The following is an 11,284-nucleotide window of genomic DNA, read 5'->3' on the forward strand; positions in this document are numbered from 1 at the left end:
CGGCCGGCTTCGACGCTAGGGCCCGAGCAGCGTGGCGACCGGCGCGCTGTGGATCGTCTTGACCCGGTAGCTCGCGTCGGCGTACGTGCTCGACGCGGACTCGTAGACGACGTGGAAGCGGCTGCCGTCGTTGACGATGCCCTCCGACATTTTCGGCGCGGTGATGATCCGCGAGGGCTGCGTCGGGTTGCTCGTCGGCGCGACGTCGATGCGGCTGCGCGAGTCGCGGCCGTAGGAGCGGCTCCAGACGACCTTGCCGCCCCCGAACGCCATGCCCTGCACGCGCGTGGGGGTCGAGACGGTCGACGACGGCCGGGCGCTCGGCCGCTGCTTCGCGTCGAGCGGGTAGCGGTAGACGGAGCTCGTCCCGGTCGCCGCCTTGGAGAACGTGCCGACCCAGAGGGCGTCGGCGGTGGCCGTCAGGTACGACGACGCGGCGGCGGCGTAGGACCCGTTGGACTTCAGCGTCGCCAGCTCGGCCTTCTTCGTCAGCTGCGCCTTGGAGAAGCGGACGAGCTTGCCGTTGTTGGCCACCCACAGGTACGAGCCCGTCATCGCCAGCCCGCCGACGTGGCCCTTCGTCGGCATCACCAGGAGCTTGCGGCGGGCGCCCGTCGTGCGGTCCACGACGGCCAGCCGGCTGTTCTGGGCGCCGGAGCTGTCGTAGTACGAGATCACCAGGGCGTTCTGCTCGGGCCAGTAGGCGAGGCCCTGCGGGGTCCACGACGTGTCGCGGCCGGGGATCTTCGCGGGGCCGCGGTCGAAGATGCCGTAGTAGCGCTTCAGGTCGCCCGGGTCGGCCGCCGTCGCGGCGGACGGCAGGACGGCGGCGGTGCCCCCGGCGGCCGCGACGCCGACCAGGGCGGTCGCGATCAGCCGGGAGGAGCGGCGGCGGGTGCCGCGGGCCGGGGGAGCTGCGGTGACGGGGCGGACGGGCGTGGGCACTGGGGACCTCCGTGGGGGACGTGCGGCCCACCGTCGCCGCGCGCACGGCGCTCGGCAGCGCGGACGTGGCGGGCGGCACGCGACGTCGTCGCGGTGGGCCGGACCTCCACCGTACGGGCCGTGAGCGGGCCTCTGCGACCCCCTCTCACGGTTTCCTCAGGGGCCGGCCGGGGCGGGCGCCCGGCGTCCGCCTACCCGCCCGGCCCGGTCCCGGAGGGCGGCGGCAGCGGTGCGACGGCCTCGCCGATCCACGAAGCGACGGGGAGCTCCGACGCGGCGTCCGCGAGGCCCGCGGGGGTCGGCTCGGCGAGCGGCATCACGTGCGTGGGGACGTCGGTCAGGGCGGCGACGGTGCGGCGGGCGTCGTCGGCGAGGACGTCGCCGGCGGCCCAGGGCGTCAGCACGATCGCGCGGACGTCGAGGCCTGCGGCGCGGGCGACGTCGACGGTCAGTCGCACGTGGTTGATCGCGCCCGGACCGGGACGGGCGGCGACCACGACGGGCAGGCCGAGGTCGACGCAGAGGGCCCGCACGTCGTAGCCGGCGCGGTCGAACGGCGCGAGCAGGCCGCCGGTGCCCTCGACGACCAGGGTGCGCCCCACGCCGGTGCGCGCCGCCGCGGCGACCAGGTCGGCGGGGACGAGCCGCTCGGCGGCCAGCTCGGCCGCCAGGTGCGGCGGGACGGCGGGCCCGAACGTCCGCGGGCAGACCTCGACGGGCTCCTGCCCGGTGCAGGCGGCCAGGAGCTCGTGGTCGCGGCCGCCGTCCGGCGCAGGCTCGTCGAGACCGGTGACGGCCGGCGCGTGGGCGACCACGTCGGTCCCGTCGTCCCGGAGCCGGGCGCAGATCGCGGCGGCCAGCACCGTCCTGCCGACGTCGGAGTCCGTCGCGACGACGACCACGCCGCACAGGGGCGGGGCGCCGGTCCGGCCCGACTCGTCGTTCGCCCCGACGGCCGTGTCGCCGCTCACGACGCCACCCGGTCCCGGACGGCCGCGGCCACCCGCAGCCGCGCGTCGCGCAGCTCGTCCCGCCGCGGGTGCGGGAGCGGGGCGCCGGCGGCGGGGCGGCGGACGAGGGGGACCCGGGCGGGCTCGTGCTCGACGGGCATCCGCCGGATCGTCCCACCCGCGGGTGCGCCGCGGGGAGCGGGTGGCCCGCGGCCGCCCTCAGCAGCCGCGGACCGTCGCCGCGACCCGTCGCGAGCGGCCGTCCCCCAGCCGCACCAGCGCGTCGACCCGGTTCTGCCCCGTCCGCAGGCGGGCGGCGGCGATGCGGGTGAGCAGCGGCGAGCGCCGGTCCCGGGCGACGGTCCGCCGGTTCAGCCGGAAGTCCGCGCGGATCGCGTCGCGCCGGTCGGCCCCGGCCACCCGGACGGTCAGCCGTCCCGAGACGCAGCGACGCCCGCGGGCGTCGCGCCGCGTCCGTCCGGTCGTCCGCAGGGCCACCCGCGGCCGGCCCGTCGCAGCGGGCGTGGCCGCGGCGGTCGCCCTCGCGGACTCGAACGCCTTCGTCTGCGTCGCGACGACCCGCAGCAGGTCGCCGAGCGCGATGTTGCCGTCGAGGATGTGCAGCCCCCACCCGGCGTCGGGGAACTGCAGCAGGTCGCGGGCACCCGGCAGGCGGCGGAGCATCAGGACGTTCGAGCCGTTGACGGTCTCGCAGCGACCCGCGTAGCGGTCCGCCGGCTGCACCCACGGCGTGGCCGCGGTCGGGACGACCCCGAGGTACGTCGCGGTGAGCCCGAGGGCGATGAACCCCGCCGGGTAGGGCCGGGTGGGCATCAGCGTGGTGAGGTCCGCGTCGCGGTTGGCCGCCAGCGACGCCGGGTTCGTGCACGCGACCTCGACGTCGGACCGCGGCGCCAGGCCCGTCAGGCGGTCGGTCGTCGTCGGCGGCTTGCCGAACCGCGTGGCGTCCTGCGGCGTCTCGTCGAAGGTGGAGAACGCGACCACGCAGCCGAACTGCCCGTCCGCCCGGCACAGCGGGACGTCGGCGAAGTCGCCGCCGCGGTCGCTGCCCTTCTTCACGAGGACGTTGCCGCCGAGCAGGATCGCCGAGACCAGGCGGGAGCGGACCTCCGGGACGGGATCGATCTCCTCGCGGATCAGCCGCCGCAGGATCCCGGTGCCCTGCGAGTGGCCGATCAGCACGACGCCGCGGCCACGGTTGTCCTTCGCGAGGTAGGAGCGCCAGGCGGCGAGGACGTCGGAGTACGCGGCCTGGCGGGTCGCGTCGGTGAAGCCGCCGAGGAAGATGCCGGGGACCGTGCCCTGGCGGTAGAGCGGCGCGTACACGCGGCAGCGCTGGGCGAAGCGCTGCGCCTGGAGGCGGGCCATGCCCTGGACCTCGGGGTCGGCGTCGCCGGTGGCCATCGGGCCGAGCTGGTTGGAGACCGTCGGGTAGACGTAGAAGCAGTCGATCGGGGCGGCCGGGTCCGGCGCGGCAGGCTCCACGCGCGACGAGCCGTCCGTCCCGAGCACGGTCGTGTCGAGGCCCTCCGTGCAGACGTCCCCGGGCATGCCGGGGCGACAGACCCAGGTCGGCTCCGCGGCCGAGGCGGGCGCCGGGGCGACGAGGACCGGCCCCGCGGTGAGCAGCGCGAGCAGGAGCCCTGCGGCGCGGAGGAGGAGACGGAGCCGTGGTCGGAGCACGGCGGCAGGCTACCCGCGGGTAGCGGGGCTCGGGGGAGATTCGGTGACGGCCGCCGCGGCGTCGTCGCCCGGTCGCGCGGCCGGGCTCTCGCCCGCGTCTGCGGTGGCCGCCTCGGCCCGCCGGACGAGCTCGTCGTCCAGGTCCGGGCGGAGGTCCGCCAGGACGTCGTCGGGGAGCACGGTCATCAGGCGCCCGAGCAGCGGCCAGGCCTCGCGGCGCCCGAGCTCGGCCGCGGCCTCCGCCAGGGTCGCCGTCGGGATGCCCTCGAGGATCCCGCCGACCCGCCCCAGGTCGACCTCGGCCGCGACGTCGGCGAGGAACGCCGGGGAGAGCCGCTCCGTGATCGGCAGCGCGGCGGCGCGGAGCTCGTCGTCCCCGGCCAGGAGCGCGGCGAGCGCCTCGATCCGCGGGCCGGAGAGCCGCTCGACGGCCGACGCGATCCGCTGCAGCTGGGCGTCGCAGAGGTGCACGTTGAGCGAGACGACGTCGGTCCAGAGCGCGTGCTCGTCCGCGGCGTCGAGCAGTCCGTCGAGCCGGGAATCGGTCAGCATCGCGACGACCGCGTCGATCCGGGAGGGGTCCTCGATCACCGCACCGGACCGCAGGAGCGCCTCGCCGTCGAAGCCGTCGAGCAGGTCCGCCACGACGTCGTCGCGGACGTGCCCGACGAACGCGCCGAGGACGACCCACTCGCCGCGGCGCCGCAGGTGCTCGCCGGCCTCGGCCATCGTGCCCCGGTCGATGTCCTCGAGCAGCGGGCCGACCTTGCGGACGTCGACGTGGCAGGCCACGTCGGCGAGGAAGTCGGCGGGCAGGCGCCGGGCCAGGTCGCCCGCCTTCCGAGGGCTCAGGAGCGCCGCGGCACGGCCTCCGAGGACGGGACCCATGACGTGCTGGGCGAGCTTGGCCGCGACGGACGCCGGCAGGGCATCGCCGAGCGCGACGGCGCGGGAGAACTGCTCGCGGCTCTGCTCGAGCAGGCGGTCGGCGACGGCGTGGCGCAGCTGGCGGAGCGTCGCGACGTCCGCCCCGTCGAGCGCCCCGAGCTCGTCGGGCTGCACGTCGAGGACGCGGGCGAGCCGCTGCAGCTCGCCGCGGCGCTCGAGCGCGCCGGTCATCCGGTCAGCACCTTGCGGGCGATCCCGCGGAGGGGTCGGGGCACGACGCGGAGCCCCTCCTGCAGCGCGGCACCGACCTCGGCGGACTGCGCCCGCTCGGCGTCGGCCACGAGGGCGGCGACGGCGGAGCAGGCCTCGGGTCCGAGGGCGACGACCCCCGGCGGCAGGTCGAGCGGGGCGTGGCGGTCGGCGGGCGGCGGCATGGGGCGGAGGCGTCGCGCCCGAGGGCCGGAGCACGACGCGCCGGGCCGGGAGCCGGTCCGGCGCGGCCCCAGGCTACAGCCCGCTCCGGGGCCCGCGGGGGCGAATTCCCTGAAGACGGGCGGCCGGCGATCCGGTGGCCGGGGCGCGGCGGGCGGACCGGTGCGCCCGTCGGGCGGCGGTGGCCGCCGCCCGGGGAGCTCAGCGGCTGGGGACGCCGCCCCAGGCCGCGACGTCCGGCTTCGGATCGCGCGGCTTGCCGCCCGAGTAGTACCCGGGGGAGGTCCAGATCTCGAGGTGCAGGTGGCACCCGTTCGCGTTGCCGGTGTCGCCGACCATGCCGACGGGGCTGCCGGCGGTGACGGCGTCGCCGACCTTCAGCGGCGACGGGGCCTTCATGTGCATGTAGACCTGGTCCTCGCCGGACGGGGTCCCGGTGATGACGACGTAGTTGCCGCCCTTGTCGTCCCACTTGACGGCCTTGATCGTGCCGGCGGAGGCCGCCACGAGCGGGGTGCCGCAGGTCGCGAAGAGGTCGATGCCCTCGTGCGCGCCGCCGCGCTCGCCGAAGAAGGTGCCGGCGTCGCCGAAGTGCCACGGGCCCTGGATCGGGAAGACGTAGCCGGCGATCGGGGCGACGGAGCGCTGCTTGGCGGCCATCTGCGCGGCGATCGTGCCGGCGAACTTCAGCTTCATCGCCCGTAGCGTCTGCAGGTTCGGGCGGCCGGTGCGCTTGAGCCGCTTCTTACGCTGGTACCGCTTGATCGCGGTGCGGGTGCGGGAGCCCAGCGACCCGTCGGCGCGGACGTGCGCGCGGCGCTGGACGCTCTTGGTCTGCGTCCGCGTCAGCTTCACGGTCTGCGTCTCGGACACGGTCACCGGAGCGGCAGGTGCCGCCGCGGCCGGCGTGGCCTGCGCGGTCGGTGCAGCGGGGGCCATCGACGAGACGGACGTCCCGCCGCCGCCTGGCGCGGTGTCGTCGGCCTGCGCGACGGGGGCGCAGGTGGCCAGCGTGAGCAGGCCGATCAGGGCGGCGCGGCGCACCGTGGTTGATCGCATCAGGACAGCTCTCTCATCGGCCTGCGGGGTTAGCTGACGGGCTGGCGCAGAAAGAGTCGCGCCTCCACGTGAACACGTGGACTAGCCCCAACACGGACGTGGGTCCCCCGCTCCCCGGGATCGACCCCGGGAACTCGGCGAGGGAGAAGCTAGCAAGCCTGCAAGCCGTCTTGCACCCCTCGGAGCGGTCCCGGGACGGGCCCCGGGCGCGGGTTCGCCGCCCGTCTCCCGGCGCCTCGGGGCGTATCGCCTGTGAGGGACGGACGGATCGCAGGACTCGGACGTCCGTCCATCACCGGTTTGCGATGTCGTCCGGTCGGTTCACGTTGCGCAGCAGCAGCGCCGGATCGCCCATCGCGGCGACGACGGCCTCGCCGGCGACGGCGGCCCCGAGCGCCTCGACGGTGGCGACGACCCGGGCTCCGGCCGACGCCGCGGCCTCCAGGGCGTCGGCGTGCTCGGGGGCCACGCGCGCGAGGAGCGGGTGGCGCCGGCCGGCGCCCTCGACGACGACGAGCGGCTCCGGGCGGGCCGCCAGGTGCGCCAGCAGCGCCGCCGGGACGTGGGGGAGGTCGACGGGCAGGACCACGATCGGTGCCCCCGCGCGACGCAGCGCGGCGACGACGCCGGTGAGGGGGTGGGTCGGCTCGTCCGGCTCGTGCCAGCGCTCGAGGCCCGGGAGGTCGGGCAGCACCGACCCGCGCTTGGCGACGACGACCGGCCGGAGCCCGGCCCCGCGTGCGGCCGCGTCGGCGTGCGCGAGCAGCGGACGACCGTCGAGCAGGACGCCGGCCTTCGGCTCGCCCATGCGCCGCGAGCGACCGCCCGCGAGGATCGCGACGATCGACGCGGGACGGGGGTCGGCGGCGGGCACCCGGCCAGTCTCCCGCGCGCGCCGACGGGATGGGGCCCGGCGGGGCGCGGGGTGGGCTCGACGGGGCGCGGGGGTGGTGTTCGGCGGGACGCGGGGGTTGGGCCTCACGGGGCGCGGGGGTGGGGTCGCCCGTAGAGTCGCGCCGATGGGCGCCCTCTCGAGCCTCGACGACGCGCGCACCGCCGCCGCCGCGCTCGGTGGCGCCGCACGGACGACGTCGGAGCGGGTCCCGATCGTGGAGAGCGTCGGGCGGATCGCCTCCGACGACGTCGTCGCGGGCGGTGCGCTGCCGCCCTTCGCGTCCTCGGCGATGGACGGCTGGGCGGTGCGCGCCGCCGATCTCGCCGGCGCGACGGCCGACCGGCCCGTCGTGCTGCGGGGGACCGGGGAGTCCGCGGCGGGGCGCCCGTCGGCCGTCGCCGTGGAGCCCGGGACGGCGATGCGGATCAGCACCGGTGCGCGCATCCCGGACGGGGCCGACGCGGTCGTCCGGGTCGAGGAGACCTCCGTGGCCGACGGGGGCGTGGCGATCGGGGTCGCGGTGCGTCCGGGGCGCGACGTGCGGCGCGCCGGCGAGGACGTCGCGCACGCGGACGTCGCCGTCCGGGCGGGCGAGCGGCTGGGCCCCGGGCACGTCGCCCTGCTGGCCGGCCTGGGCGTGACCGCCGTCGACGTGCGTGCCCGACCGCGGACCGTCGTGGTGATCACGGGCGACGAGGTCGTGCCGGGCGGCGCCGGCGCCGGTGGGCTCCCCGACGGCCGGATCCACGACGTCGGGGGCCCGGCGCTCGCCGCCCTCCTGGCCGCGGCGGGTGCGCGGGTCGTGGCGGTCCGGCACGTCGGCGACGACGCAGGGGCGACGACCGCGGCGCTCGCCGACATCGACGCCGACCTCGTGGTCACCTGCGGCGGGATGTCGGTGGGCGAGCACGACCACGTCCGCCGGGCCCTGGCCGCGCTGGGCGCCGACGAGCACGTCATCGGCCTGGAGCTGCAGCCCGGGCGGCCGACCTGGCTCGGTGCGCTCCCGGGCCCGGCCGGCACGCGCCCCGTCCTCGCGCTGCCCGGCAATCCCGGCGCGGCGATCACCGTGGCGACGCTGCTCGTCGAGCCCCTGCTCCGGGCGATGGCCGGCGGCGACCCGGCGACACCGCTGCGCGCACGGCTGCTGGCCGACACCCACGGCGACGCGCGACGCGTCCGGGCGCTGCGCGTGGCGCTCGGCGAGGACGCCGACGGACGACGCACCGCCCGCGTCCTCGAGGGCCAGCAGCCCCACCGGCTGGCGTCGATGCCGGCGACGGTCGCCTACGCGCTGATCCCCGCGGCCGACGGCGTCCTGGCCGCCGGGACGGTCGTCGAGGTCGTCCCCCTCCCGGGTGCCGGTCGCGACTGACCTCGGACCCAGGCGCGCGGCGACGTGCCGACCCCGGACGCTGGCGCGCGGCGACGTGCCGACCCCGGACCCAGCCGTGCGGCGACGTGCCGACCCCGGACCCAGCCGCGCGGCGACGTGCCGACCCCGGACGCAGGCGCGCGGCGACGTGCCGACCTGATCGTCGGCCCCCCGGATGCGGGTTGCTACCGCGGGTAGAGTGTGCCCCATGTCACGAACCCGTCTCGCTGTCGCCGGGGTCGCCTCGGTCCTGGCGCTGGCCGCCCTCCCATCGGCCGCCTCGGCCGAGCAGGTCACGATCACCTCGTTCGACGGGACCCGGATCGACGCGGACTTCCAACGGGCCGACGGGCTCGCGGCCGGCGCGAAGGCGCCGACGATCGTCCTCACCCACGGGTTCGGGGCGACGCGCGAGACGACCGAGATCGCCGCGCTGGCCGAACCACTCGGTCAGGTGCCCGCCGGCGCCTTCCGCGCCCGGGGCTACAACACGATCACGTACGACTCGCGCGGCTTCGGGCGCTCCGGCGGCGAGATCGATCTCGACTCGCCCGAGCGCGAGGGGCGCGACGCGTCCGCCGTCATCGACTACGTCGCCACCCGCCCGGAGGCCAGGCTCGACGCCCCCGGCGATCCGCGGGTCGGCATGCACGGCGCCTCGTACGGCGGCGGGGTCCAGTGGGCGGCCGCCTCGCGGGACATGCGGATCGACGCGCTCGCACCGTCGATCTCGTGGACGTCCCTGGTGCAGGCGCTCGCCCGCGACGGACGCCTGAAGCTCGGCTGGGGCCTGCCGCTGGTCGGCCTGGGCGAGGCCAGCGGCCTGGCGCTCGGTGCCTTCGCCCCGCAGGGCATCGAGCTCGGCGCCTTCCCGGTCGAGCTGATCGCGCTGGCCACGAAGGCCGCCGTCACCGGCCGGGCCGACGACGCGCTGACCGGGTACCTGCGGGCCCGCTCCACCGGCGACGGGATCGCGAAGGTGCGCGCCCCGTCGCTGATCGTGCAGGGCACCGCCGACACGCTGTTCGGCCTGAACCAGTCCGCCGAGATGCGTCGGCTGCTCCGCCAGGCCGGCACGCCGGTGAAGATGCTCTGGTTCTGCGGCGGGCACGGCGTCTGCCTGACGGGCTCGGGCGGCGACGCCGTCGTCACGCCCCGGGTCCTGAACTGGATGGACCGCTGGCTGAAGGCCGACGCGTCGGTGCCCACCGGCCCCGGCTTCGAGTGGGTCGCCGACGACGGGAAGCTGCGCGCTGCGGCCGACTTCCCGCTGAAGTCCGCAGGGACGATCACCGCATCGGGCTCCGGCACGCTGCCGATCACGCCGCTGAGCTCCGCGAGCGGCCTGCTCGTCGCGGCCACGCGCGCGTCGAGCGCCGTCGAGGTGCCGGTCCCGGTCCAGACGGCGACGAAGGACGTCGTCGGCGCCCCGGTCGTCCGCCTGCGCTACCGCGGCACGTCGACCGCCCCGGACACGCACCTCTACGCCCAGCTGCTCGACGAGACCCGCGGCGTGGTGGTGGGCAACCAGGTCACGCCGCTCCCGGTGACGCTCGACGGGCAGGAGCACGTCGTCGAGCGGTCGCTGGAAGGCGTCGCGATGCGGGTCACCCCCGGCAGTCGCTACCGCCTGCAGGTGACCGACGGGTCCAACGTCTACGGCCTGACCACGGGCGTGGGCGCCGCGCAGCTCGACGACGTGCGGCTGACGCTGCCCGTCGGCGACGCGGCGGGCACGGTCGCCGACCCGGCGCTCACCGGCGCGACCCCGGTCGCCGCGCCGCCGGCCGGCGCGGGCGGTGGGAAGACCGCCCGGACGCGGACCGTGACGAAGCGGATCCGGGTGGGCACCCTGCGCTCCCGCGGGGTGCTGCTGCGCGGCACCACCACGAAGGCCCGCCGGACGACGGTCCGGCTCGTCGTCAGCGCGGCGGTGGCGAAGCGCCTGGGGCTGCGCTCCCGCACGATCGCGACGGGCCGCACCGCGAAGCGCCGCTCCTGGTCGCTGCGCCTGAAGCCGGCGGCCCGGACCGCCACGGTGCTGCGTCGTCGCGCCTCGACGGTCGCGACGGTGCGCGTGTCGAGCGGCACGGTCCGGCCGAACCGGGTCGTGGTGCGCCGGTAGGCCGGACGTCGCGGACGGCGGGACCGATGAGTCCCGCCGCCGGCGGCGGTCGTGGATGCAGGTGCCCGTCCGGGCTCCGTCACTCCCGCCCGAGGTCCCGCCGTGCTCATCGTCTCCGGCCGTCTGCAGATCCGTCCCGGCCACCGCGACGCCTTCCTCGCGGACTCGACCGACGCGGTCGCGCAGGCGCGCGCGGCGGCGGGCTGCCACGACTTCGTCGTCGCGGCGGATCCGCTGGACCCCGACCGCGTGAACGTCTACGAGCGGTGGGAGACGGCCGCGGACCTCGAGCGCTTCCGCGGCCAGGGCCCGAGCTCGGAGTCGATGTCGGTCGTGGTCTCCGGAGACGTGTCGCGCTACGAGATCGCGTCGGTCGGACCGGCCTGAGACGACCGGCGGCGGGGTGGGGCGGCGGCCGTGGCCGGGGTGGGGCAGCGGCCGGGGCCGGAGTGCGGCGGTGGCCGTGGCCGGGTGGGGCGGCAGCCGTGGCCGGGGTGGGGCCGGGGGTGCGGCGGCGGCCGGGACCGGGACGAGGCGGCGGTCATGGCCGGGATGCGGCAATGGCCAGGACCGGGGCGGGGCAGCGGCCGGGGTGGGGCGGCGGCCCTGGCCGGGGTGGGGCAGCGGCCGGGGCCGGAGTGGGGGCTGCATTCGGGCTGGGGCGCCGGAGTCGGACGGGCGTCCGATGCAGGGCCGAGAACGTGCGGGACGGGCCGACCCGTCCGACGTTCCGCACGATCTCGTCGTCCGGGGCGCGACGACGTGCGGCACGTCGGCCGAGGCCCGACGTGCCGCACGAATCCGTCGTCGGACCCCAGCCCGACCCGGCCAATCCGCCGGCCGTCGCTTCGGGCCCCGCGCCACCCAACGCCCCGCGCCACCCACCCCGCGCCGCCGGCCCACGCCGCGCT

Annotated in this window: 11 protein-coding genes and 1 riboswitch; of the genes, 3 read left to right on the plus strand and 8 right to left on the minus strand. The window is 77.3% G+C overall.

Annotation, left to right across the window (positions count from 1 at the left end; all coding sequences use genetic code 11):
- Nucleotides 1-15: 15 nt before the first annotated feature.
- The 8 genes from Q7T67_RS06450 to Q7T67_RS06485 all read right to left on the minus strand — a co-directional run bounded on the left by Q7T67_RS06450 (nt 16) and on the right by Q7T67_RS06485 (nt 6,852).
- Complete coding sequence (locus Q7T67_RS06450; protein WP_304787188.1) at nt 16-945, minus strand: hypothetical protein; 930 nt, start codon at nt 943-945, stop codon at nt 16-18.
- Nucleotides 946-1,136: 191 nt separating this feature from the next.
- Nucleotides 1,137-1,916: an ATP-dependent dethiobiotin synthetase BioD gene (gene bioD / locus Q7T67_RS06455; protein ID WP_304787190.1), complete on the minus strand. Its 780-nt coding sequence runs from the start codon at nt 1,914-1,916 to the stop codon at nt 1,137-1,139.
- The gene (locus Q7T67_RS06460) at nt 1,913-2,056 is read right to left on the minus strand and encodes a hypothetical protein (RefSeq protein ID WP_304787192.1); all 144 of its coding nucleotides are present in this window, start codon (nt 2,054-2,056) and stop codon (nt 1,913-1,915) included. The genes bioD and Q7T67_RS06460 overlap by 4 nt, the downstream gene beginning before the upstream one ends.
- 58 nt (nt 2,057-2,114) lie before the next feature.
- A complete protein-coding gene (locus Q7T67_RS06465; RefSeq protein WP_304787193.1) occupies nt 2,115-3,599 on the minus strand; it encodes a DUF3089 domain-containing protein in 1,485 nt (494 codons plus the stop codon).
- A gap of 9 nt (nt 3,600-3,608) precedes the next feature.
- The gene (locus Q7T67_RS06470; protein WP_304787195.1) at nt 3,609-4,718 is read right to left on the minus strand and encodes a hypothetical protein; all 1,110 of its coding nucleotides are present in this window, start codon (nt 4,716-4,718) and stop codon (nt 3,609-3,611) included.
- Nucleotides 4,715-4,921, minus strand: coding sequence for a hypothetical protein (locus Q7T67_RS06475; RefSeq protein WP_304787197.1), 207 nt, complete (start codon nt 4,919-4,921; stop codon nt 4,715-4,717). Before Q7T67_RS06475 ends, Q7T67_RS06470 begins: the two co-directional genes overlap by 4 nt.
- Before the next feature lie 199 nt (nt 4,922-5,120).
- The gene (locus tag Q7T67_RS06480) at nt 5,121-5,978 is read right to left on the minus strand and encodes a M23 family metallopeptidase (RefSeq protein WP_304787199.1); all 858 of its coding nucleotides are present in this window, start codon (nt 5,976-5,978) and stop codon (nt 5,121-5,123) included.
- A 3-nt stretch (nt 5,979-5,981) separates the two neighbouring features.
- Nucleotides 5,982-6,128: riboswitch (cyclic di-AMP (ydaO/yuaA leader) on the minus strand.
- Nucleotides 6,129-6,270: 142 nt separating this feature from the next.
- Nucleotides 6,271-6,852 carry a molybdenum cofactor guanylyltransferase gene (locus tag Q7T67_RS06485; RefSeq protein WP_304787202.1) on the minus strand — a complete coding sequence of 194 codons (582 nt, stop codon included), beginning with the start codon at nt 6,850-6,852 and terminating at the stop codon, nt 6,271-6,273.
- Nucleotides 6,853-6,997: 145 nt separating this feature from the next.
- Between Q7T67_RS06485 and glp the strand changes: the two genes are divergently transcribed.
- The 3 genes from glp (at nt 6,998) to Q7T67_RS06500 (ending at nt 10,760) form a co-directional block, all read left to right on the plus strand.
- Nucleotides 6,998-8,248: a gephyrin-like molybdotransferase Glp gene (glp, locus tag Q7T67_RS06490; RefSeq protein ID WP_304787204.1), complete on the plus strand. Its 1,251-nt coding sequence runs from the start codon at nt 6,998-7,000 to the stop codon at nt 8,246-8,248.
- Between the two features lie 208 nt (nt 8,249-8,456).
- Complete coding sequence (locus Q7T67_RS06495; protein WP_304787206.1) at nt 8,457-10,373, plus strand: alpha/beta fold hydrolase; 1,917 nt, start codon at nt 8,457-8,459, stop codon at nt 10,371-10,373.
- Between the two features lie 102 nt (nt 10,374-10,475).
- Nucleotides 10,476-10,760: a putative quinol monooxygenase gene (locus tag Q7T67_RS06500; protein ID WP_304787208.1), complete on the plus strand. Its 285-nt coding sequence runs from the start codon at nt 10,476-10,478 to the stop codon at nt 10,758-10,760.
- The last annotated feature ends 524 nt before the right edge of the window (nt 10,761-11,284 follow it).

Source organism: Patulibacter sp. (genome assembly GCF_030655195.1).
Classification (GTDB): Bacteria; Actinomycetota; Thermoleophilia; order Solirubrobacterales; family Solirubrobacteraceae; genus Patulibacter.